The sequence below is a fragment of the Lysobacter humi (ex Lee et al. 2017) genome (genome assembly GCF_054781815.1).
The window spans coordinates 46,942-68,766 of record NZ_BAAGTR010000006.1; the positions used below are offsets into that span (position 1 = coordinate 46,942).

Annotated in this window: 19 protein-coding genes and 1 pseudogene; 12 read left to right on the plus strand and 8 right to left on the minus strand. The window is 71.4% G+C overall.

All coding sequences use genetic code 11. The annotated features are described in order from the left end of the window. Window positions 1–7 precede the first annotated feature (7 nt). The 11 genes from dusA (at window position 8) to ACYVJJ_RS05755 (ending at window position 11,441) form a co-directional block, all read left to right on the plus strand. On the plus strand, window positions 8–1,039 hold the full coding sequence (dusA, locus tag ACYVJJ_RS05705; protein ID WP_460831856.1) for a tRNA dihydrouridine(20/20a) synthase DusA: 1,032 nt from the start codon (window positions 8–10) through the stop codon (window positions 1,037–1,039). A 74-nt stretch (window positions 1,040–1,113) separates the two neighbouring features. After that, window positions 1,114–2,058, plus strand: a complete 945-nt coding sequence (locus ACYVJJ_RS05710) for an arginine deiminase-related protein (RefSeq protein ID WP_460831857.1) — start codon at window positions 1,114–1,116, stop codon at window positions 2,056–2,058. Between the two features lie 109 nt (window positions 2,059–2,167). Next, window positions 2,168–2,500 (plus strand): PepSY domain-containing protein, encoded by a 333-nt coding sequence (locus ACYVJJ_RS05715; RefSeq protein WP_460831859.1) that lies wholly within the window; start codon window positions 2,168–2,170, stop codon window positions 2,498–2,500. A 73-nt stretch (window positions 2,501–2,573) separates the two neighbouring features. Next, window positions 2,574–3,257, plus strand: coding sequence for a response regulator transcription factor (locus ACYVJJ_RS05720; RefSeq protein WP_460831860.1), 684 nt, complete (start codon window positions 2,574–2,576; stop codon window positions 3,255–3,257). A gap of 160 nt (window positions 3,258–3,417) precedes the next feature. Beyond that, on the plus strand, window positions 3,418–4,818 hold the full coding sequence (locus ACYVJJ_RS05725; protein WP_460831862.1) for an ATP-binding protein: 1,401 nt from the start codon (window positions 3,418–3,420) through the stop codon (window positions 4,816–4,818). Window positions 4,819–4,856: 38 nt separating this feature from the next. Beyond that, a complete protein-coding gene (locus ACYVJJ_RS05730; protein WP_460831863.1) occupies window positions 4,857–5,573 on the plus strand; it encodes an HAD family hydrolase in 717 nt (238 codons plus the stop codon). After that, window positions 5,570–6,952, plus strand: a complete 1,383-nt coding sequence (locus ACYVJJ_RS05735; RefSeq protein ID WP_460831865.1) for a leucyl aminopeptidase family protein — start codon at window positions 5,570–5,572, stop codon at window positions 6,950–6,952. The genes ACYVJJ_RS05730 and ACYVJJ_RS05735 overlap by 4 nt, the downstream gene beginning before the upstream one ends. Before the next feature lie 65 nt (window positions 6,953–7,017). After that, window positions 7,018–8,268 (plus strand): efflux RND transporter periplasmic adaptor subunit, encoded by a 1,251-nt coding sequence (locus ACYVJJ_RS05740; RefSeq protein WP_460831866.1) that lies wholly within the window; start codon window positions 7,018–7,020, stop codon window positions 8,266–8,268. 28 nt (window positions 8,269–8,296) lie between these two features. After that, complete coding sequence (locus ACYVJJ_RS05745) at window positions 8,297–8,980, plus strand: ABC transporter ATP-binding protein (protein ID WP_460831949.1); 684 nt, start codon at window positions 8,297–8,299, stop codon at window positions 8,978–8,980. A gap of 108 nt (window positions 8,981–9,088) precedes the next feature. Further along, the gene (locus ACYVJJ_RS05750; protein WP_460831868.1) at window positions 9,089–10,249 is read left to right on the plus strand and encodes an ABC transporter permease; all 1,161 of its coding nucleotides are present in this window, start codon (window positions 9,089–9,091) and stop codon (window positions 10,247–10,249) included. A 4-nt stretch (window positions 10,250–10,253) separates the two neighbouring features. Continuing rightward, a complete protein-coding gene (locus ACYVJJ_RS05755; RefSeq protein ID WP_460831870.1) occupies window positions 10,254–11,441 on the plus strand; it encodes an ABC transporter permease in 1,188 nt (395 codons plus the stop codon). Window positions 11,442–11,446: 5 nt separating this feature from the next. Here the strand turns inward: ACYVJJ_RS05755 and rarD are convergent, their stop codons facing one another. Together rarD and yedA are read right to left on the minus strand one after the other, a co-directional pair. Further along, window positions 11,447–12,340: an EamA family transporter RarD gene (rarD, locus tag ACYVJJ_RS05760; RefSeq protein WP_460831872.1), complete on the minus strand. Its 894-nt coding sequence runs from the start codon at window positions 12,338–12,340 to the stop codon at window positions 11,447–11,449. A gap of 62 nt (window positions 12,341–12,402) precedes the next feature. Next, window positions 12,403–13,287 (minus strand): annotated as a pseudogene (gene yedA, locus ACYVJJ_RS05765) (drug/metabolite exporter YedA); the annotation flags it as partial. A 101-nt stretch (window positions 13,288–13,388) separates the two neighbouring features. Here yedA and ACYVJJ_RS05770 point away from each other — a divergent pair. Continuing rightward, window positions 13,389–13,883 (plus strand): Lrp/AsnC family transcriptional regulator, encoded by a 495-nt coding sequence (locus ACYVJJ_RS05770; protein ID WP_460831874.1) that lies wholly within the window; start codon window positions 13,389–13,391, stop codon window positions 13,881–13,883. Between the two features lie 173 nt (window positions 13,884–14,056). On the opposite strand, the gene ACYVJJ_RS05775 is transcribed toward ACYVJJ_RS05770, so the two are convergent. The 6 genes from ACYVJJ_RS05775 to ACYVJJ_RS05800 all read right to left on the minus strand — a co-directional run bounded on the left by ACYVJJ_RS05775 (window position 14,057) and on the right by ACYVJJ_RS05800 (window position 21,764). Continuing rightward, window positions 14,057–15,499 carry an efflux transporter outer membrane subunit gene (locus ACYVJJ_RS05775; RefSeq protein ID WP_460831875.1) on the minus strand — a complete coding sequence of 481 codons (1,443 nt, stop codon included), beginning with the start codon at window positions 15,497–15,499 and terminating at the stop codon, window positions 14,057–14,059. Then, a complete protein-coding gene (locus tag ACYVJJ_RS05780) occupies window positions 15,493–16,224 on the minus strand; it encodes an SDR family oxidoreductase (RefSeq protein WP_460831877.1) in 732 nt (243 codons plus the stop codon). The genes ACYVJJ_RS05775 and ACYVJJ_RS05780 overlap by 7 nt, the downstream gene beginning before the upstream one ends. Before the next feature lie 76 nt (window positions 16,225–16,300). Beyond that, window positions 16,301–19,471, minus strand: a complete 3,171-nt coding sequence (locus tag ACYVJJ_RS05785; RefSeq protein ID WP_460831878.1) for an efflux RND transporter permease subunit — start codon at window positions 19,469–19,471, stop codon at window positions 16,301–16,303. Between the two features lie 90 nt (window positions 19,472–19,561). Further along, on the minus strand, window positions 19,562–20,725 hold the full coding sequence (locus ACYVJJ_RS05790) for an efflux RND transporter periplasmic adaptor subunit (protein WP_460831880.1): 1,164 nt from the start codon (window positions 20,723–20,725) through the stop codon (window positions 19,562–19,564). Beyond that, a complete protein-coding gene (locus tag ACYVJJ_RS05795) occupies window positions 20,722–21,498 on the minus strand; it encodes an SDR family NAD(P)-dependent oxidoreductase (RefSeq protein ID WP_460831881.1) in 777 nt (258 codons plus the stop codon). Before ACYVJJ_RS05795 ends, ACYVJJ_RS05790 begins: the two co-directional genes overlap by 4 nt. Beyond that, window positions 21,495–21,764: a hypothetical protein gene (locus tag ACYVJJ_RS05800; protein ID WP_460831882.1), complete on the minus strand. Its 270-nt coding sequence runs from the start codon at window positions 21,762–21,764 to the stop codon at window positions 21,495–21,497. The genes ACYVJJ_RS05795 and ACYVJJ_RS05800 overlap by 4 nt, the downstream gene beginning before the upstream one ends. Window positions 21,765–21,825 lie beyond the last annotated feature (61 nt).

The following is a 21,825-nucleotide window of genomic DNA, read 5'->3' on the forward strand; positions in this document are numbered from 1 at the left end:
TCGAGCCGTGCCCCTGCGGGACGCAAGTACCTGTCTCCTCTCCCCCCTCTCCGTCGCCCCCATGATGGATTGGACGGACACGCATTGCCGCGCGTTCCACCGGATCCTTGCGCCGTCGGCGCTGCTCTACACCGAGATGGTCCATGCGAATGCCGTGATCCATGGCGATCGCGGCAAGTTGCTCGCGATGGATCCGACCGAGCATCCGGTCGCGCTGCAGCTGGGAGGAAGCGACCCGGCCCTGCTCGCCGAGGCAGCGCGCATCGCTGTCGAGCACGGCTTCGACGAGGTCAACCTCAATTGCGGCTGCCCGTCCGACCGCGTGCAGGCCGGCCGATTCGGCGCCTGCCTAATGCGGGAGCCGGCGCTCGTTGCGGACTGCACGGCGGCGATGCGCGAAGCCGTCGCCGGGTCGTCCGGCGATGCGTCGCGTGCCGTGCCGGTCACCGTGAAATGCCGCCTCGGCGTCGATCAGGACGACGACTTCGACCTGTTCCTGCGCTTCGTCGATACCGTCGCGGCGGCCGGGTGTGGGCTGTTCGTCGTGCACGCGCGCAATGCCTGGCTCAAGGGCCTGTCCCCGAAGGAGAACCGCGAGGTGCCACCGCTGCGCTACGACTGGGCCTACCGGCTTAAGCGCGAGCGCCCGGACCTACAGATCGTGGTGAACGGCGGGATTGCGACGGTGCCGGCCGCGCTGGACCATCTCGCGCACGTCGACGGCGTGATGCTCGGGCGCGCGGCGTACCACGACCCGTATCGGCTGCACGAGCTCGACGCCGCGATGACCGGTGCGCCGCTGCAGTCGCGCGAGGCGCTGCTGCTCGCGTTCCGGCCCTATGTCGAGGCGCAGCTCGCCCGCGGCGTCGCGCTCAAGCACATCACGCGCCACGTGCTCGGGCTGTTCTCGGGCGAGCGTGGCGGGCGCGGTTTCCGCCAGGTGCTGAGCGAAGGTGCGCATCGTCCCGGTGCAGACTTCTCCCTGGTCGAGCGCGCGCTCGACTGCACGCGTGATCCCGACTGGAGGCAGGCCTCGTGACGGCAGTGAGATCCCCGGGTAGCTCCGGCTCGGCGGCGAAACACCGGCAGGCTGGAGCCAGCCCGGATCCGGTCGTGCCCTCCACGGCAGGTGGCCTCGTCACCCGCGACGTCGCCGCCTTCCTCGCGGCCACGCGCGGGCTCGCGCCGGATTTCGGACCGGCCACCGCGCGCGCGGCCTTCCTCGTCGCGCCGGACGATTTCCGTCGCGCCGACGAATCCGCACGCGACAACCGCTACATGGCGGGCGCGGACGGCTTCGATCCCGGCGCGGCGCTCGCGCAGCACCGCGCCCTGCAGCAGGCACTCGCCACGAGCGTGCCGACGCTCTGCTTTCCCGGCGCGCCCGACACGCCCGACGCCACGTTCCCGAACAATGTCTTCGCCACGGCGCGCGTGGCCGGCGAAGGGCGCGCGATCATCGGGCGGATGCGCCACCCGGTGCGTCAACGCGAGTCGCAGCGCGCCGATATCCGCGGGTTCCTCGGCGACGTGCTCGGCTACCCGACGGTCGACCTGTCGACCCAGCCGCATCCGTGCGAGCTCACCGGTGCGCTGGTGATCGACCGCGCGCGGGGCATCGGCTTCGCCGGCCTGTCGGAGCGTTGCGACGAGACGGGTGCGCGGCTCATGCACGAGGCGTTCGGCTTGCGCGCCACGCTGATGTTCGACCTCGCGCCGGGCGAGTACCACACCAACGTCGTGCTCGCCGTACTCGCCGGCCGCGCTGCGCTGGTCTGTCCCGCGGGCTTCGCCGACCGCGCCGCCGTCGACGCGATCGCAGCGCTCTACGCACCGCATGCGATCGAGCTCGCCGACGTCGAGCACGCGGCCTTCGCCGGCAATGCGATCAGCCTCGATCCGGGGCGGGTGTGGATGAGCGCGCGCGCGGCCGGCGCACTGTCGGTGTCGACGCGCGAGCGGCTGGACGCGGCGGGCCTGCGTGTGGAAAGTGTCGCGCTCGATGCCATCGAAGCGGCCGGTGGCTCGCTGCGCTGCTGCGTCGCCGAGATTTTTTGAGGGGCTGAATGGACTCGATTCGTGAAGAAAAAGTTCAGATCGGATTCACCGCACAATTCCAAGAATTCGCGGGCAAGGTGATCTGCCCGGTCGCCGCGTGAGTCCGTCCATGTCCGTCTCCCCCGTGTGTCGCGTCCTCCTGCCCGTCCTGCTGTTCGCCGCTGCGCCGGCGATGGCCGATCCGGGCAATGACCGCGGCCGCGGAAATGGCCCGGAGGCCCGGGCGACGCGCGTGCACGACCAGCGTCCGGACCCGCAGTCGCTCGCCGAGGCGGTCCGCCGGGTCGAGCGCGCCACCGGCGGGCGGATCCTCAGCGCCGAGCGCGTGCCCTTCGACGGCCGCGACATGAACCGGATCAAGGTGCTCGATTCGACCGGTCGGGTGCGCGTGATCACCGAGGATCCGCGCGGCCCCGCGCCTACACGCCGCGACGACGACTGAAGCGGCTAAGCTACCTGAACAGCGGGCGGACCTGCCGCCCGAGGCCGACGGGCCGTTGCTCAGGAGCTCACCGATGCGAATTCTGCTGGTCGAAGACGAGGCCCCGCTGCGCGAAACGCTGGCGGCGCGCCTGCGGCGCGAAGGTTTCGCCGTCGATGCCGCCCAGGACGGCGAGGAAGGCCTCTACATGGGCCGCGAAGTCCCGTTCGACGTCGGCATCATCGACCTCGGCCTGCCCAAGATGTCGGGCATGGAGCTCATCCGGGCGCTCCGCGAGCAGGGGAAGAAATTCCCGGTGCTGATCCTGACCGCCCGCTCGAGCTGGCAGGACAAGGTCGAGGGCCTCAAGCAGGGCGCCGACGACTACCTCGTCAAACCGTTCCATGTGGAGGAGCTGCTCGCGCGCATCAACGCGCTGGTGCGCCGCGCGGCCGGCTGGAGCAAGCCGCAGCTCGAATGCGGGCCGGTGGTGCTCGACCTCGCCGCGCAGACGGTCACCGTCAACGGCAGCAACGTCGACCTGACCAGCTACGAGTACAAGGTGCTCGAGTACCTGATGATGCATGCGGGCGAGCTGGTCTCGAAGGCCGATCTCACCGAGCACATCTACCAGCAGGACTTCGACCGCGATTCAAACGTGCTCGAGGTCTTCATCGGCCGCCTGCGCAAGAAGCTCGATCCCGACGGCACGCTCAAGCCGATCGAGACCGTGCGCGGTCGCGGCTACCGCTTCGCGATTCCGCGCAGCGGCGAGTGAACCGCGCGCCCGCGTGGCGCCCGCCGCTTTCCGACGCCGCGTCCGCGCGGCGTCGTGCGTTCTGGGCTCTATCGACGTGTTCTTCGCCAGCCGCAATTGCGGCTGTACGTGATCGACGCGCCAGTAGCCGGCTGAACGACGTTCACGCATGATCGCCCGGATGAGGATCGGCCAGCCCCGCTCGCTGCAGACCCGCCAGCTGCTCGCGGCGAGCCTGGGCCTGATCGCGTTCCTCGCGCTCGCGGGCTATGCGCTCGATCGTGCCTTCACCAAGACGGCGCGCAGTTATCTGCGTGAGCGGCTGGCGAGCCATGCGCTCGCCTTCGTGCGCGAGAGCGATTTCGCGCGTGACGGGTCGTTCGTCGAGCCGTACGACCCGCCGGATGCGCGTTTTGCGCGGCCCGGCAGCGGCCTGTACGCGGAGGTCGTGTTCCCGAACGGGCACTGGGACTCCGAGTCCGCGCAGGGCCCGGCGCTTCCGGATGCCGCACTGCTGCCTGCCGGCACCGAGCGCTTCGACGGCCCGCTGCCGATGAAGGAGATCGACGGCCGCGCCGGCGAGGTCTACCGCTACGGCATGGGCCTGATCTGGTCGAGCGAGGAGAACCCGTCGGCCGAATTCCCGTACACGATCTACGTCTACGAAAGCGCCGACGCACTCGGCGAGCAGGTGCAGATCTTCCGTGGCGCGCTGTGGCGCAACCTCGGCGGCGCGGGCCTGATCCTGCTGCTGCTGCAGGGCATCATCATGCGATGGAGCCTGCTGCCGCTGCGGCAGGTGATCGCCGAGCTCAAGCGCGTGCAACGCGGGCAGGCCTCGCGCATGAGCGAGCAGCATCCGCGTGAGCTGCAGCCGCTCACTGACAGCATCAACGCATTGATCGAGAGCGAGCGCGAGGGCCTCGACCGCCAGCGCAACACGCTCGCCGACCTCGCGCACAGCCTGAAGACGCCGCTCGCCGTGCTGCGCTCGCGCCTGGACGACACCACCGCCGGCGAAGCCGCCCTGCGCGAGGAGGTCGACACGCAGGTACGCCGCATGAACGACATCGTCTCCTACCAGCTCGCGCGCGGCGCCAGTCGCGGGCATGCGCTCTTCTCCGCGCCGATCGCGATCGAGCCGCATGCCGAGGAGATCGTGAAGGGGCTGGAGAAGGTCTACGCCGCCAAGGGCGTGCTCTGCGAGTTCGAGCTCGAGCCGGGCCTGCAATTCTTCGGCGAGGCCGGCGACCTGCAGGAGCTGCTCGGCAACCTGCTGGAGAACGCCTTCAAATGGGCGAAGTCGCGCGTGCTGCTTACCGTCAAGGCCGTGCCCTGCAGCGACGGCCGCCGCCCCGGCCTGCTGATGGCCGTGGACGACGACGGCCCCGGCATTCCGCCCGAGAAGGTCGCACTGATCCTTCAGCGCGGCGTGCGCGGCGACGAGCGCGTGCAGGGCCACGGCATCGGCCTGGCGATCGTGCAGGACCTGGTGCGCGCGTATCGCGGCTCGCTCGATGTCACCGCGTCCGAGGAGCTCGGCGGTGCACGCTTCGAGGCGCTCCTGCCGCCGGGCCTGTGAGCCGGCGTCGGAAGACGGCCGGTCGCTAGAATAGGGCGATGGCCTTCACCGTCCGCGCGATCACCCTCGACCTCGACGACACGCTGTGGCCGATCATGCCCGCGATCGATCGCGCGGAGGCCGCGCTCGACGCCTGGCTGACGACGCATGCACCGCGTGCCGCCGAACGCTGGCCTCTCGCGCGGCGCCAGCAACTGCGCCTGGCCTGTGACGCGGAGCGTCCCCGGATGGCGCACGACATGACCGCGCAGCGACGCTGGATGCTCGAGCGCATGCTCGCCGAGGCCGGCGAGGACGCCACGCTCGCCGACGGCGCCTTCGAGGCCTATTTCGCCGGTCGCTGCGAGGTCGAGCACTACGACGACACCGTGCCCGCACTCGAACGCCTCGCCGCACGGCTGCCGCTCGCCGCGGTGAGCAATGGCAATGCCTGCCTCACGCGCATCGGCCTGATGCCGCTGTTCCGCTTCCAGCTCGGCGCACGCGAATTCGGCGCCGCGAAACCCGAGCCCGGCATCTACCTCGCGGCCTGCGAGCGCCTCGGCGTCGCGCCGCACGAGGTGCTGCACGTCGGCGACGACATCGAGCTCGACGTCGTCGGCGCCGCGCGCGCCGGCCTGCGCACCTGCTGGATCGATCGCGAGGCACGCGAGTGGCCGCACCGCGATCCGCGGCCCGATCTCACCTTCACCGATCTCACCGCGCTCGCCGACTGGGTCGACGCGCACCTCCGCCAGGATCCCACCGCCGCATGAACCTTCCGAACGGTTTCACCTCGCGCGCCGAGGGCGCACTCGCCCTGCACGTCGTCGATCGCGCGCGGCTGCCGGCCTGGCGCGAAGCGCAGCCGGCGCACGTGCAGGCCTGGCTCGATGCGCAGGCCTTCGACGCGGCGCCGTCGTCGGTGCTCACACTGCCGGACAGTGCCGGCGGTATCGGCGGGGCGTTGCTCGCAGTGAACGATCCGCTCGATCCGTTCGCCTATGCGCACGGCCCGATGGCCCTGCCGCCGCGCGCCTGGGCGCTGGCCACGGACCTGCCCGCGCCCGAGCGCGACGCGCTGCAGCTCGGCTGGGGGCTCGGTGCCTACCGCTTCAGCCGCTACCGCGCCGCGCCGCGCGCACCTGCCACGCTGGTCGTCGAGAACGCCGACGTCGCGCTGCTCGACGTGCTGGCCGCCTGCGTGCGCGTGCGCGACCTCGTCAACACGCCGACGCAGCACATGGGGCCGGACGACCTCGAGCGCACCGCCTGCGAGATCGGCGAGCGCCACGGCGCGCGCATCGAGGTCGTGAGCGGCGACGACCTGATCGACCGCGGCTTCCCCGCGATCCATGCGGTCGGCCGCGCGGCGAAGCAGGCGCCGCGCCTGATCCGCCTCGACTGGGGCGATGCCGCGCATCCGCACGTCGCGATCGTCGGCAAGGGCGTCTGCTTCGATACGGGTGGGCTCAACATCAAGCCCGGCGAGGGCATGCGCAACATGAAGAAGGACATGGGCGGCGCGGCCCATGCCCTCGCGCTCGCCGAACTGGTGATGGCGCGTCGGCTCCCGCTGCACGTCACGCTGCTCGTGCCCGCGGTCGAGAACGCGATCGGGCCCGATTCGCTGCGCCCAGGTGAAGTGATCGCCACGCGCAGCGGCGTGCACGTCGAGATCGACAACACCGACGCCGAAGGCCGCATCATCCTCGGCGACGCGCTGGTGCTCGCCGGCGAGCTCAAGCCCGCGCTCATCCTCGACTTCGCCACGCTCACCGGCGCCGCGCGCATCGCGCTCGGGCCGGACCTGCCCGCGCTGTACGCGAACGACGAGGCGCTCGCCGCGCGCGTGCTCGAGGCCGGCGCGATGCTGCGCGATCCGCTCTGGCGCATGCCGCTGTGGCGCCCCTACATGCGCTACCTGACCAGCGGCATCGCCGACTTCGCCAACAGCGGGCCTTCGCGCATGGCCGGCAGCATCACCGCGGCGCTGTACCTCGAGCGCTTCGTGCCGGCGCAGCAGAAGTGGCTGCACGTCGACGTCTACGCCTGGAACGATGCCGACCGACCGGGCAAGCCCGCGGGCGGCGAGGCGCAGGGCCTGCGTACCATGTACCGGCTCCTGCAGGACGTGGCCTCCGGCGGAAACTGACTTCCGGCAGGCTGGTGGAACGGGGCCGGCGCCCCCATCCTCGCGTCGACCACGAGACGGATGCCATGAGCACGACGCAGGACGCCCTGAAGGAACTCAAGATCGAGCGCCGCCCGGGCGGGCCCGCCCGGCGCCGCCGTCGCTGGCCGTGGATCGTCGGCGGCCTCGCCTTTCTGACGATCGGTGCCGTCGTCGCGCTCGGCGCGATGCGCGCGGCGCCCGTGGAGACGACGCCCGCGCGTGACGCCGCGGATCCGGCCAATGCCTCGGTGCTCGATGCCTCGGGCTACATCGTCGCGCGTCGCATGGCGACGGTCTCGTCGAAGGTGACGGGCAAGGTGCGCGAGGTGCTGATCGAGGAAGGCCAGCGCGTGCGCGAAGGGCAGGTGCTCGCCACGCTCGATCCGCTGGAGGCCGGCGCGCAGGAGGCGCTCGCAAGTGCGCAGGTGGGCGCAAGTCGCGCGCAGGCCGGGCAGGTCGAGGCGCAGCTGCGCGAGGCGAATGCGAACGTCGGCCGCCTGTCGCCCCTGGCGCGTCAGAAGCTCGTCTCCCGTGCGCAGTTCGAGGCGGCCGTCGCGCAGCGTGATGCGCTCGCCGCACAGCTGCGTGCCCTGCGCAGCAGCACCGACGTTTCGCGCCGGCAACTCGAAGTGGCGCGCATCGGCGTCGAGAACACCGTGGTGCGCGCGCCGTTCGACGGCGTGGTCACCGCGAAGGCCGCGCAGCCGGGCGAGATCGTCTCGCCGATCAGCGCCGGTGGCGGCTTCACCCGCACCGGTATCGGCACGATCGTCGACATGGACTCGCTCGAGGTGCAGGTCGACGTCAACGAGGCCTACATCGGCCGCGTGCAGCCGGGCATGCCGGTCGAGGCCGTGCTCAATGCGTATCCGGAGTGGCGCATCCCCGGCGACGTGATCGCGATCATCCCCACCGCCGACCGCACCAAGGCGACGGTGAAGGTGCGCATCGCGCTGAAGGTGCGCGACGCGCGGATCGTGCCGGACATGGGCGTCCGCGTGAGCTTCCTCGAGCGTGCGGGCGCTAACGCGCCGAAGCCGACGGGCGTCTGGATCCCCGCGCGCGCGATCCGGCTGCCGGAAGGCACGTCGGACGGCGAGGCCGCCAAGGCGCGCACGGGCACCGTCTTCGTGGTCGCCGACGGGCGCGCCGATGCGCGCGAGGTACCGCTCGCCGAGGTGCGCGATGCCGACCGGCGTGTTCCATCGGGCATTACCGCGGGCACGCCGGTAATCGTCGACCCGGCGAAGGTGCGCGACGGGCAGAAGGTGACGGTCGGCGCCGGGGCGAAGTGACGTGGCCGACCCCTCGCGCGATGCGCCGGTGCTGGTCGAGATCCGCGCGCTGACCAAGGCCTACGAGCGCGGCAAGGAACGCGTCGAGGTACTGCACGGCATCGACCTCGACATCCCGCGCGGCGATTTCGTCGCGCTGATGGGCCCGTCCGGCTCGGGCAAGACCACGCTGCTGAACCTGATCGGCGGGCTCGACTCGCCGAGCGGCGGCGAGCTGCGCGTGGACGGCGTCGCGATCGACGACCTCTCCGGCGACGATCTCGCGGCCTGGCGTGCGAACACGGTGGGCTTCATCTTCCAGAGCTACAACCTGATGCCGGTGCTGACGGCGCAGAAGAACGTCGAGCTGCCGCTTCTGCTCACCGACATGGGCGCCGGCGAGCGCGCGCGCCGCGCGGCGATCGCGCTCGAGCTCGTCAGTCTCGGCGAGCGTGGGCGGCACAAGCCCAACGAGCTCTCCGGCGGCCAGCAGCAGCGCGTGGCGATCGCGCGTGCGCTGGTGTCCGATCCGTTGCTGCTGATCTGCGACGAGCCCACCGGCGACCTCGACCGCAAGACGGCGGACGAGGTGCTCACGCTGCTGCAGCGCCTCAACGAGGACTTCGGCAAGACCATCGTGATGGTGACGCACGATCCGAAGGCGGCCGACTACGCGCGGCGCACCGTGCATCTCGACAAGGGCACGCTGGTCGATGATCCGGGCGCGCACTGATCGGATCGGGTGCACAGCGGCGGATGCCCTGTGCGCATCGCGGTCGCATGCAATGCCTTGGCACGCGCGCTCGGCGCGCGTCGCGGCCCTGCACCCCGGGGTCACCCGATGATCCGCAAGTACGCGCCGCTGGTGTGGGGCTCGCTCTTCCGCAAGAAGACGCGCACCGTGCTCACGCTGCTCTCGCTCGCCGCGGCGTTCCTGCTGATCGGCCTTCTGCAGGCGGTGAACTCCCTGTTCGCGAGCGGCGCGGACTTCCTCGGCGCCAATCGCCTGATCGTGCAGGCCAAGACCTCGTTCACCCAGCCGCTGCCACTGCGCATGCTCCCGCAGATCGAATCGGTGCGCGGCGTGGAGCGGGTCGGCTGGTCACAGTTCTTCGGCGGCCAGTATCGGGACGAGCGAGCAGGTTTCCCGCAGTTCGCGGTCGATCCGCAGCGCCTGCGCGACACCTATCCCGAGTGGGTGATGCCCGACGACCAATGGCGCGGCTTCATCTCGACGCAGGACGGCGCGATCGTCGGCCGCAAGCTCGCCGACCAGTACGGCTGGAAGCTCGGCGACATCGTGCCGCTGAATTCCTTCATCTGGACCAAGGCCGACGGCGATCGCCTGTGGGAATGGCGCATCGTCGGCATCTTCGACGGCCGTGACCGCAAGTGGCAGGACCAGACGCAGCTGATGTATCTCAACTTCGGTCAGTTCGACGAAGGGCGCAGCGAGCGTGCGCGCGGGCTGGCCGGCGTCTTCGTGGTGCGCGTGCGCGATCCGCTCGACTCGCCCCGCGTGGCCGCCGACATCGACCGCCGCTTCGCGAACTCCGCCGACGAGACCAAGAGCCAGAACGAGCAGGACTTCCAGCTCGGCTTCATCAACCAGTTCGGCGACATCGGCTTCATCATGAACGCCATCTGCGGCGCGGTGTTCTTCACCATCCTGATCCTCACCGGCTTCACGATGAGCCAAGCCGTGCGCGAGCGGATTCCCGAGCTCGCGGTGCTCAAGTGCCTGGGCTTCACCGATCGCACCGTGCTGTGGCTCGTGCTCGCCGAGGCATTGCTGCTGTGCGCGCTCGGCGCGGCAATCGGCATGGCGCTCGCATCGGTCGTGACCGCGGCGCTGCCCGCGGGCTTCCCACCGATCGAGCCCGACCGGCGCGTGTGGCTGTTCGTGGTCGCGGCGGTGCTGGTGCTCGCGAGCGCGGTCGGCCTACCGCCGGCCCTGCGCGCGATGCGGCTCAAGATCGTCGACGCGCTCGCGGGGCGGTGACGCGATGAACACCTGGCGCCAGATCCGCGAGATCGTCTGGATGAACCTGCAGAGCATTCCGCAGCGGTGGGGTGCGTCCCTGGTGATCGTGGTCGGCATCGCCGGGGTCGTCGCGGTGCTGGTGGCGATGCTGTCGATGGCGAGCGGCCTGTCGCGCACGCTCGGCAGCACCGGGCAGCGCGACCGCGCGGTGATCCTGCGCGGCGGCGCCGGGGCGGAGCTGTCGAGCTTCCTCGACCGCTCGCTGGTCACGCTGATCAAGCAGGACCCCGCGATCCGCCGCGGTCGCGACGGCCTGCCGCTCGCGTCCGGGGAACTGATCGTGATCACCGAGGCCTCGCGTCGCGGCGAGAGCGCGAGCACGAACGTCACCCTGCGTGGGGTCGAGCCGATCGCCTTCGAGCTGCGGCCGGAGGTGGAGATCGTCGAGGGCCGGCGGTTCCGCCCCGGGCTGCAGGAGCTCATGGTCGGGGTGCAGGCGCAGCAGCAGTTCGCGGGGCTCGAGGTCGGGCGCCGGCTCGCCTTCAAGGGCTCGTCGTGGACGGTGGTGGGCGCGTTCCGCTCCAAGGGCGATGGGCACGAATCCGAACTCTGGGCCGACACCGAATCGGTGCAGGGCACGTTCCGCCGCACCGGCTTTTCGTCGGTGCTCGTGCAACTGCAGGACGAGGCCTCGTTTGACTCGCTCAAGGCGCGTCTCAAGAACGACCCGCAGCTGACCGTCGACGTGGAGCGCGAGGTCGACTACTTCAGCAAGCAGTCCGAGACGCTCACCTTCCTGATCCGCGTGCTGACCGGCTTCATCACCGTGATCATGGCCTTCGGTGCGTTGTTCGGCGCGCTCAACACGATGTATTCGGCGGTGTCGGCGCGAACGCGCGAGATCGGTACGCTGCGCGCGCTCGGCTTCCGGAAGCTGCCGGTCGTCGCCTCGGTGATGGCCGAATCGCTGGTGCTCGCGTTCACCGGCGGCCTGATCGGCGCGGTCCTCGCCTACGGGCTGTTCAACGGCTACAGCGTATCGACGCTGAGCCCGGGCTCGTTCACCCAGGTCGCCTTCAACTTCGCGGTGACGCCGCAACTGGTGCTGCTCGGCCTCGGCGGCGCGCTGGTGATCGGCTTCCTCGGTGGACTGCTGCCGGCGCTGCGGGCGGCGCGGATTCCGGTCACGGACGCACTGCGGGCGACCTGACCGCCTCAGCGCGGCGTCGCACGGCCACTGCGCCAGGCGCTTTCGCCGGCGAACAATGCGAGCGCGAGCCAGATGCAGGCGAAGCCGATCGCGCGGTCGCGGTCGAAGGCTTCGTGGAAGACGAGCACGCCGATCAGGAACTGCAGCGTTGGTGCGATGTACTGCAGCAGCCCGACGGTGCTCAGCGGCACGCGTCGCACCGCGTACGCGAAGCCGATCAGGGGTAGCGCGGTCAGGGCGCCCGAGAGCACCAGCAGCAGGTCGAGGCCGGGCCACCACGCGCCGGCGAGATCGCTCGTGCCGCGCACCTGGCTCCATGCGATCAGGGCGACGGCCGGGCCGACGAGGTACAGGCTCTCCACCGCGAGCCCGCCCACCGATTCCACCGCCACCACCTTGCGGATCAGCCCGTAGGCCGCGAACGAACCGGCGAGCGCAAGCGCGATCCACGGCGGCGCCCCGAAGCGCCAGGTCAGCCACAGCACGCCGAGCGCGGCGAGCGCGACCGACACCGTCTGCAGACGCGTGAGCCGCTCGCGGAAGACCAGTACGCCGAGCACGACGTTGAGCAGCGGATTGATGAAGTAGCCGAGGCTCGCCTCGACGACGTGGCCGGCATTCACGGCCCAGATGTAGAGGCCCCAGTTCCCGCCGATCAGCACGCCGCTCAGCGCGAGCAGGCCCGCCGCGCGCGGCTGCGCGAGCGTGGCGCGCAGCCAGCCGCGGCGCGTCCATCCGAGCCAGGCGCAGACCAGTACCGCGCTCCAGAGGATGCGGTGCAGGGTGATCTGCAGCGACGGCACGGCCTTGAGCAGGTGCCAGTACAGCGGCATCACGCCCCACAGCACGAAGGACGCGACCGCGATCTGAAGGCCGCGCCGGTCGACGCCCGTCGTCATGCGGACGGCTCGCGCACCGGTGCGGCGGCGGCCTCGCCGGCGGGCACCGGCGGCTTCGCGCTGCGCGATTTGGCCAGCGTGATCACGGCCACGCCCGCGAGGATCACCGCCATCGCGCCGAGGTCGCTCGCCGTGAAGTGCTCGCCACCGAGCAGCACGCCGAACAAAACGGCGATCGGTGGATTGACGTAGGCGTAGCTCGTCGCGAGCGCCGGCCGCACGTGGTGCAGCAGCCAGATGTAGGCGGTGAAGCCGAAGATCGAGCCGGCGACGACGAGGTAGAGCATCGCCATCGTGGACGACACATCGGGCACCGCCTCGAAGCGCTCGCCGGTGACCACTGCTGCGGCGAGCATCCAGACGCTGCCGGCGAGCATCTGTCCGCTCGCGGCCATGAAGGGCTCGGGCAGGTCCTGGTCGCGGCTCCAGATCGAGCCCCAGGCCCAGGCGATCGGCGCGATGACGAGGCACGTCAGCCCCATCGGCGACGAGGTCAGCGCGCTGCCGGCGTTGAGCCAGATCACACCGAGGAAGCCGACGATCAGGCCCGTCCATTCGATGCGCGTGGGATGCCGGCCGCGCAGCATCGCGAAGACGCCGGCGAACAGCGGCATCGACGAGACCGCGATCGCGGCGAGGCCCGAGGAGACCTCCGTCTCGGCGAGGTTCACCAGCCCGTTCGACAGCAGCACCATGAAGATCGACAGCACGCCGAGCGTCTTCCACTGCTTCAGCGTCGGCGCGGGCGTGCCGCGCCAGCGCAGCACCGCGTACATCAGGGCGCCGGCGAGCGACATGCGGATCGCGCCGAGCAGGAATGGCGGATAGCCGTGCAGGGCGAAGCGGATCGCGAGGTACGTCGAGCCCCACAGGATGTAGAGCGTGACGAGCGCGAAGGCGATCGCGAGCGGCGAGGCGGCCGCACGGGGAGAGGCGAGGGTGCTCATGGGAGTCCACGGATCCGGCGCCGGCCGGTCGATCACCAGAGCCTAGCCGGTGGCCATGCGTCGCGTTTGAAAAAAACCGCGTCGTGGCGCAAAAATCTTGCATGGCCCACAGCGTTCCACCGCTCGACGATTTCGACCACCGCCTGCTCGACCTGCTGCAGCGCGATGCCGACGTCACGCTCGCCGCTTTGGGCGAGAAGGTGGGGCTCTCGGCGAGCGCGGTGCAGCGACGGATCCGCCGCTATCGCGAGGCCGGCCTGATGCGGCAGGTGGCCGTGCTCGACCCGGCGCGGCTGGCGACCTCCACGCTCGCGATGGTGCTGGTGTCGATGGAGCGCGAGTCCGCCAAGCGGCACGCGGCGTTTGCCGCGCGCATGCGCGCCGCACCCGAGGTGCAGCAGTGCTACGTGCTGGCCGGCGAGTGGGACTACCTCGTGCTGCTGGCCACCGGCGGCGTGGCGCACACGCGCGAGGTCGCCGAACGGCTCTTCAGCGACGAGGGCACCGTGCGCCGCTACGAGACACGCATGGTCTTCGACGTGGTCAAGGCGGGCCTGCAGCTGCCCACGCGCTCGGGGCCGCGACGGCGCCGCTGACGGGCGCGCCGTCTCCGAGCCCCGGGCCCCGGAGCGGATGCGGTGGCGCGGTGAGCGACGACGCTGCAGCTCAGGTCGGACCACGCACGGGTGGGAGCACGATGCGGCGGCGTTCCGCCTGACAGCGGTTCGGCGGGCGACGACGCTCGGGGGAAGCCGCCGTCGCGCGGGGCTCACTTCGCGCTCGCGGTACGCCGCACCGGCGCCGGCCGGTGATCCGGCCAGCCGCCGGCGAGTGCGGAGTACACCTGCACCGCGGTCGACGCGGCACGCGCCTGCGCGTCGGCGAGGGCGTCCTCGGCCTGCAGGCGGCCCCGCTCGGCGTCGAGCACCTCGAGCAGGCCCGATGCACCCGCCTGGTAGCGCACGCGGGCGAGCCGCGCGGCATCGCCGCTGTCGGCCGCCGCGCGTCGCAGGTGCTCGGCCTCGCGCTGTGCCCGCGAATGGCGCACGAGCGCGTTCTCGGTCTCCTCGAGCGCGGTGAAGACCGTCTGCTCGTACTGCGCGAGCGCGACGTCGGCGCCGGCCTCCGCCGCACGGATGCGGGCGCGCACGCGGCCGACATCGAGGAACGACCAGTCGATCCCCAAGGCGACCAGCCCCGTGCGGCTGCCGCCCTCGAACAGGTCGCCGGCGTCGGCGGCCTGCGTGCCGAGCAGGCCGCCCAGCGTGAGGCGCGGGAACAGATCGGCGGTGCTCACGCCGATGCGCGCGGTGGCCGCGTGCAGGCGGTGCTCGGCGGCCGCGACGTCGGGACGCCGGCGCAGCAGCGAGGCCGGCGTCTCGTCGGCGATGCGGGCCTCGATCGCGGGGATGGGCGCCGCCGTGCGCAGCCGCTCGACGAGTCCGTCCGGCGTGCGGCCGGTCAGCACGGCGATGCGATGCATCGCGACCGCTTCCGCGGCCTCCAGTGCGGGCACGCGGGCGAGCGTGGACTCGAGCTGCGCGCGCGAGCGTGCCGTGTCGAACGCGGTACCGCGACCGGCCGAGTCCAGCGTCTCCACGAGTCGCAGCGTCTCGCGCTGCACGTCCGCATTGGCACGCGCCACGCGCAGGCGCTCCTGCGCGCCGCGCAGGTCGACGTAGGTGCGCGCCAGCTCGCCGACCACCGCGACCTGCAGCGCGTCGAGATCACCGGCGGTCGCCCAGGCCTCGGCCTGCTGCGCCTCGACGCCGCGGCGCACGCGGCCGAACAGGTCGATCTCCCAGCTCGCATTGGCCTGCGCCGCATAGCTGCGCACCGCACGCGTGTCGCCGGTGGGCGACGCATCGCGCGACGGCTCCGTCTCGCTGCCACCCGCGCCGGCGGTCACGGTCGGCAGGCGGTCCAAGCGCGCGCCGCGCAGGAGCGCACGAGCGCGATCGAGGTTGGCGAGCGCGGCCTGCAGGTCGCGGTTGGCCAGGAGCGCATCGTCGATCAGCGCCGCGAGCACCGGATCGCCGACGCGATGCCAGAACGGCGCCGCGGGATCGGCGACGGCGGTCGTCGATGCCGGCAGCTCGGCACCGCGCACGAAGCGGTCGGGCACCGGCGTGCCCGGGCGCACATGGTCCGGGCCGACCGTGCACGCCGCGAGCGCGACGGCGAGCGTCGCGAGGGCGAGCGGCCTTACCACGGCAGCACCTCGCCCAGATGCACGAAGCCGCCGTTCGGGCCTTCATCGCCCAGCAGCGCCATGTCGACGCTAGTGCGCGCGCCGGTGACCACGTCGAGCTCGCCACCGGCATTCATGTCGGTCTTCACCGAGCCCGGATGCACGGCGTTCACCTTGATGCCCGTGTCGCGCAGCTCGTGCGCGAGGTGCACCGTCCAGGCATTGAGCGCGGACTTCGAGGCGTCGTAGGCGGGCATCTTGAAGTTGAAGATCGGCGAGGCCGGGTCGGTGTGCGAGGTCAGCGAGCCGAGCAGGCTGGAGACGTTGACGATGCGCGCGGCCGGCGACTGCCTGAGCAGCGGCAGGAACGCCTGCGTCACCGCGACCGCGCCGAACAGGTTGGTGTCGAACGTCTCGCGCCAGACTTTCAGCGACTGCTGCGAGGGTGCGAGCGAGAAGTCGTCGATGAAGACGCCGGCATTGTTGACCAGAACGTCGAGGCGGCCGTGGCGGCGGGTCACTTCGTCGACGGCGGCGGCGATGCTGGCCTCATCCGTCACGTCGAGCGTGATCGGCTCGACGTCGAGCCCGTCGGCCTTGAACGGCAGCGCGGCGGCGGTGGCGCGCGTGAGGTCGCGGCCGGCGAGGAGGACGCGAAGACCGGCGGTGGCGAGCTGGCGGACGGTCTCCAGGCCGATGCCACGGGTGGCGCCGGTGACGAGGGCGATGCGGGTGTCGGTGCTCATGATCGGATTCCTTCGTTCGGGGAGATGTGAGGTTGCGAGCGACGCACGCCGCGCGATATCCGCGGCATGCGATGGATCAGGCGGGGAGCGCGTGGACGTCGCCGTGCGCGTCGTCGTGGCGGACGAGCTCGCGGCGCGAGAGCTTGCGCAGGGCGACGTAGAACACCGGCGTCAGGAACAGGCCGAACAGCGTCACGCCGAGCATTCCGGCGAAGACCGTCACGCCGGTGGCGGCGCGCACCTCGGCGCCGGCGCCGGACGCGATCACCAGCGGCACGGTGCCGGCGATGAAGGCGATCGAGGTCATCACGATCGGGCGCAGGCGCAGGCGACAGGCCTCGAGCGCGGCGTCGACGATCGAGCGGCCCTGCAGTTCCAGCTCGCGGGCGAACTCCACGATCAGGATCGCGTTCTTGCAGGCCAGGCCCATCAGCACCACCAGGCCCACCTGCACGAAGACGTTGTTGTCGCCGCCGGCCAGCCAGACGCCGGCGAGCGCGGAGAGCAGCGTCATCGGCACGATCAGGATCACCGCGAGCGGCAGCGTCCAGCTCTCGTAGAGCGCGGCGAGCACGAGGAAGGCGAGCAGCACCGCGAGCGGGAACACGACCAGCGCGGCGTCGCCCTGCGTGGCCTGCTGGTAGCTCAGGTCGGTCCACTCGATGTCCATGCCGCGCGGCAGCGTCTTCGCCGCGAGCTCGGCCATCGTTTCCATCGCCTCGGACGAGGACAGCGTCCGCGGATCGGCCTCGCCCGCGAGGTCGGCCGCCGGGTAGCCGTTGTAGCGCAGCACCGGGTCGGGGCCGTAGGTCTGGCGGATCGTCACCATCGAGCCGACCGGCACCATCTCGCCGCGGTCGTTGCGCGTGCGCAGGCCCGCGATGTCCTCGACGCTGTCGCGGAACGGCGCGTCCGCCTGGGCGATCACCTGCCAGGTGCGGCCGAACTGGTTAAAGTCGTTCACGTACGCGCTGCCGAGGTAGGTCTGCAGCGTGTCGAACAGCTCGGTGAGCGGCACGCCCTGCGCCTTGGCCTTGACGCGGTCGACCTCGGCATCGAGCTGCGGCACGTTGGCCTGGTAGCTCGTGATCGGGAAGGCCATGCCCGGCGTCTGCGCGACCGCGCCCTGCAGCGACTGCACCGCGCCCTGCAGCGCGCCGTAGCCCAGACCGGCCCGGTCCTCGATGAAGAGCTGGTAGCCGTTGCCGTTGCCCAAGCCGAGGATCGGCGGCGGCATGAAGGAGAAGGTGAAGCCCTCCTGCAGCGCACCGATCTTCTGGTTGATCTCGGCGTTGATCTCCGCCGCCGAGCGCGCGCGCTCATGGAACGGCTTGAGCGTCAGGAACGCCACGCCCGTGTTCGGCGTATTGGTGAACTGCAGCGCATTGAGGCCCGGGAAGGCGATCGAATGCTCGACGCCCTCGGTCTGCATCGCGATCTCGCTGACCTTGCGCAGCAGGGCGTCGGTCCGGGCGATCGAGGAGCCCTCCGGCAGCTTCACGCCGGCGATCAGGTAGCCCTTGTCCTGCGTCGGGATGAAGCCCGGCGGCACGGCCTGGAACATCAGGCCGGTGGCGACGAGCAGGCCGGCGTACACCGCGAACACCGCGCCGCGACGACCGAGCGTGCGCGAGACGGCGGCTTGGTAGCGGCCCGCGCTCGTGGTGAAGAAGCGATTGAACGGGCGGAAGATCCAGCCGAACAGGCGGTCGATCAGGCGCGTGGGCGCATCCTTCGGCGCGCCGTGCGGCTTGAGCAGGCGCGCGGCGAGTGCCGGCGAGAGCGTGAGCGAGTTGATCGCCGAGATCACCGTCGAGATGGCGATCGTCACCGCGAACTGCTTGTAGAACTGCCCGGTGACGCCCGACAGGAAGGCCATCGGCACGAACACCGCGCACAGCACCAGCGCGATGGCGATGATTGGGCCGGAGACCTCCTTCATCGCCTGGTGCGCGGCGGCGAGCGGCGTGAGGCCCTCCTCGATGTTGCGCTCGACGTTTTCGACGACGACGATCGCGTCGTCCACCACGATGCCGATCGCGAGCACGAGGCCGAACAGCGTCAGCGTGTTGATCGAGAAGCCCAGCAGGTGGAGCGCGGCGAACGTGCCGACCACCGACACCGGCACGGCGATCAGCGGGATGATCGACGCGCGCCAGGTCTGCAGGAACAGGATCACCACCAGCACGACGAGCGCGGTGGCCTCCAGCAGCGTGGTCACCACCGACTTGATCGAGTCACGCACGAAGATCGTGGTGTCGTAGACCGAGGCATACGCCACGCCCTCGGGGAAGCGCGACTTCATCGCCTCCATCCGGGCGATGACCTCGTCGCGGATCTCCAGCGCGTTCGCGCCCGGCGCCTGGAAGATGCCGATGCCGACGGCGTTCTTGCCGTCGAGCTGCGAGCGCAGGGTGTAGTCGCCGGCGCCGAGCTCCAGCCGCGCGACGTCCGCGAGGCGCACGATCTGCCCGTCCGTGCCGCTCTCCAGCACGATCTGCCCGAACTCCTGCTCGGTGCGCAGGCGGCCCTGCGCGTTGATCAAGGTGAGGAAGCGCGAATCGGGCATCGGCTCGGCGCCGAGCTGGCCGGCCGAGACCTGCATGTTCTGCTCGCGCATCGCGCGCACCGCATCGCCGGCGGTCAGGCCGCGCGCGGCGAGCTTGTCGGGATCGAGCCAGGCGCGCATGGCGTAGTCGCCGCCGCCGAAGATCTGCGCATCGCCCACGCCGCGGATCTTGGCGAGCTCGTCCTTGACGTGCAGGCGGGCGTAGTTGCGCAGGTAGAGGGTGTCGTACTTGCCGTTCGGCGAGGTCAGGTGCACCACCATCAGGAAGGTGGGCGACTGCTTCTGCGTGGTCACGCCCTGCCGGCGCACGTCCTCGGGCAGGCGCGCGAGCGCCTGGCTCACGCGGTTCTGCACCTTCACCGCGGCTTCGTCGGCATCGGTGCCGGGGCGGAAGGTGACGGTCATCTGCAGCACGCCGTCGGAGCCGGCGACGGACTTGACGTACATCATGTCCTCGACGCCGTTGATGGCCTCCTCGAGCGGCGTGGCCACCGTCTCGGCGATCACCTTCGGGTTCGCGCCCGGGTAGACGGTGCGCACCACCACCGAGGGCGGCACCACCTCGGGGTATTCGCCGATCGGCAGCATCGGGATCGCGATCAGGCCGGCGGCGAAGATCACGATCGAGAGCACGGCCGCGAAGATCGGGCGGTCGATGAAGAAGCGGGAGAAGTCCATGGCTCGGTCCTTGGCGGATATCCGGGCCGCAGGGGCCCGGGCCTCCGGCCGGAGCCGGAAGCGGGGAGACGTCGTGGCGCGGTGGAGCGCTTAGCGGGCGGCCACGGCTGGCGACGGCGGCGCGGCGCCCATCGCGATGGGCTTGGGCTGGACCGGCATGCCGGGGAAGAACACCTTCTGCACGCCGTGCACGATCACGCGGTCGGCCGGCTTGAGGCCGGACTCGACCACGCGCAGCCCGTCGGCCATGCGCCCGAGCACCACGTCGCGGCGCTCGGCGGTGTTCTTCGCGCCCAGCACGTAGACGTACTTGCGGTCCTGGTCGGTGAGCACCGCGCGGTCGTCGATCAGCAACGCGCTGCGCTCGGCGCCGCCCTGCAGCTGCACGCGGGCGAACAGGCCCGGGGTGAACTGCCCGTCCGGGTTGCGCAGCACGGCCCGCGCGCGGATGGTGCCAGTGCGCGGGTCGACCTGGTTGTCGACGAAGTCCAGGCGCCCCTCGTGCGGATAGCCCGTCTCGTTGGCGAGGCCGACGCGCACCGGGCTGCCCTCCCCGCTGCCGCCACCGGCCTCGCGATGGCGCAGGTAGGTCTGCTCGTCCGTCTCGAAGTAGACGTGCACCGGATCGACCGAGACGAGCGTGGCGAGCACGGTCGAGTCCGCCTGCGCGAGATTGCCTTCGGTCACCAGCGCGCGCCCTGCGCGGCCGGAGATCGGCGCGCGCACCTGGGTGTACTGCAGCTCGAGCCGCGCGGCGGCGACGGCGGCTTCGGCGGCGCGCACCGCGGCATTGCCTTGCGAGGACGCGGCACGCCGCGCCTCGAACTCCTCGCGCGAGATGGCCTTGGCGTCGACCAGCATCTGCGCGCGGCGGTCCTGCGATTGCGCGAGCCGCGCCTCGCTGCGCGCCCGCTCGAGCTCGGCGATCGCGCGGTCGAGGTTGGCCTTGTACCGGCGCGGGTCGATGGTGAACAGCAGGTCGCCGCGGCGTACCAGATCGCCTTCGCGGTAGGCCACGCGCTCGACGTGCCCGCTCACGCGCGGGCGCAGCTCGACGGTCTCCACCGCCTGCAGTCGGCCGGTGAAGTCGTCCCAGTCGCGCACGGGTTTGGCGAGCACCTGCGCGACGCTCACCTCGGGCGGCGGCGGCATCGCCGGGGCGGATTCGGCCTGCGAGGTGCAGCCGGCAACGACGAGCGCGGTGGCGATCGCCAGCGCAAAGACGGACAGCCGCGACGGATTCGATGCGGTCATGGGGAGGGCTCCTGGGGGGGATTCGGGGTCGCCAGCGCATGCAGCAGCGCGCGCGCGGCGGTGAGGTGGTTGCCGGCGCGCATCGGCGCCGGATCGCGGAAGGGGACGATCGCCGGCGCGCGCGCGTCGCGCGTCGAGGCGAGCCGCGCGGCCTGCTCGCCGATGGCGCGCGCACGCGGCCACTGCGGACAGGCCTGCTCGCGGTTGCGTTCGGTGCAGGCGGGGCGATCCACGTCGAGCATCTGCACGCGCACGCCGGTCGCGCGAGCCTCCTCGTGCAGCACGCGCACCAGCATCTTCAGGGCCGCCGCGCCGATGGAGCGATGGCCGTAGCCCGCCCAGGGCGTCTCGCTGCCCGGCCCGCCGACCACGACGAAGCGCGCGCCCGGCGCCTGCGTGGCGAGCCAGGGCAGCAGGTGGCGCGCCGCGACCAGGCAGGGCTGCACGTCGTCGTCGATGCGCTGGCGCAGTGCGTCGGCGGAAGCGTCGAGCACGCGGCCGCGCTCGCCCGCGCCACGCAACGCGAGTACCACGTCGCCGATCGGGCGGCCGAGGCGGCGCAGGCGCGTGACCAGCCGCGCGCCGCCCCGCTCGCAGGAGAGCGAGGCGCGCAGGCAGGTGAGGTCGGCGCCGGGGTGTGCGGCCTCGAGTGCGCTCAGCGCCGTGCAGCCGCGCGCCACCGCGACCACCGCACGGCCCTGCGCCAGCGCGGCCTCGACGACCGCGCGACCGATCGTGCCGGTCGCGCCGATGACGAGCAGGGCGCCGATCATTGTCCCGTCCTCGGGACAGTTCGCCCCGGATTCGGGACAGTCCGGCTGCGCGGGGCACGCCCTGCGAGCATCGACACGGCCATCAGCACGAGCGCGGCCGCGGGCACGAGTACAGCGAACAGCAGGCCCCAGGCGAGCAGCCAGGCCTCGCCTCGTCCGCCACCGAGGCCTTGCGCGGCCAGCGTGACGCCGAGCCCGAGCACGCCGGTCGCGCCGGCCAGGAACAGGCCGGAGGTCAGCAGTCGGGCGAGTCGGACGGGGGCCATGGCGGCGACCTCGGAGGGGAGGCTGCGCAGGCTAGGCCTGTCGGTGGCGTTTGATTAGCCC

Coding starts and splice junctions, on each gene's coding strand:
- ACYVJJ_RS05725 (WP_460831862.1), top strand. CDS start 3,418: ATGAGGATCGGCCAGCCCCGCTCGCTGCAGACCCGCCAGCTGCTCGCG.
- ACYVJJ_RS05735 (WP_460831865.1), top strand. CDS start 5,570: ATGAACCTTCCGAACGGTTTCACCTCGCGCGCCGAGGGCGCACTCGCC.
- rarD (WP_460831872.1), bottom strand. CDS start 12,340: ATGACGACGGGCGTCGACCGGCGCGGCCTTCAGATCGCGGTCGCGTCC.
- ACYVJJ_RS05715 (WP_460831859.1), top strand. CDS start 2,168: ATGTCCGTCTCCCCCGTGTGTCGCGTCCTCCTGCCCGTCCTGCTGTTC.
- ACYVJJ_RS05790 (WP_460831880.1), bottom strand. CDS start 20,725: ATGACCGCATCGAATCCGTCGCGGCTGTCCGTCTTTGCGCTGGCGATC.
- ACYVJJ_RS05755 (WP_460831870.1), top strand. CDS start 10,254: ATGAACACCTGGCGCCAGATCCGCGAGATCGTCTGGATGAACCTGCAG.
- ACYVJJ_RS05770 (WP_460831874.1), top strand. CDS start 13,389: ATGGCCCACAGCGTTCCACCGCTCGACGATTTCGACCACCGCCTGCTC.
- ACYVJJ_RS05720 (WP_460831860.1), top strand. CDS start 2,574: ATGCGAATTCTGCTGGTCGAAGACGAGGCCCCGCTGCGCGAAACGCTG.
- ACYVJJ_RS05780 (WP_460831877.1), bottom strand. CDS start 16,224: ATGAGCACCGACACCCGCATCGCCCTCGTCACCGGCGCCACCCGTGGC.
- ACYVJJ_RS05740 (WP_460831866.1), top strand. CDS start 7,018: ATGAGCACGACGCAGGACGCCCTGAAGGAACTCAAGATCGAGCGCCGC.
- ACYVJJ_RS05785 (WP_460831878.1), bottom strand. CDS start 19,471: ATGGACTTCTCCCGCTTCTTCATCGACCGCCCGATCTTCGCGGCCGTG.
- ACYVJJ_RS05795 (WP_460831881.1), bottom strand. CDS start 21,498: ATGATCGGCGCCCTGCTCGTCATCGGCGCGACCGGCACGATCGGTCGC.
- ACYVJJ_RS05800 (WP_460831882.1), bottom strand. CDS start 21,764: ATGGCCCCCGTCCGACTCGCCCGACTGCTGACCTCCGGCCTGTTCCTG.
- ACYVJJ_RS05730 (WP_460831863.1), top strand. CDS start 4,857: ATGGCCTTCACCGTCCGCGCGATCACCCTCGACCTCGACGACACGCTG.
- ACYVJJ_RS05750 (WP_460831868.1), top strand. CDS start 9,089: ATGATCCGCAAGTACGCGCCGCTGGTGTGGGGCTCGCTCTTCCGCAAG.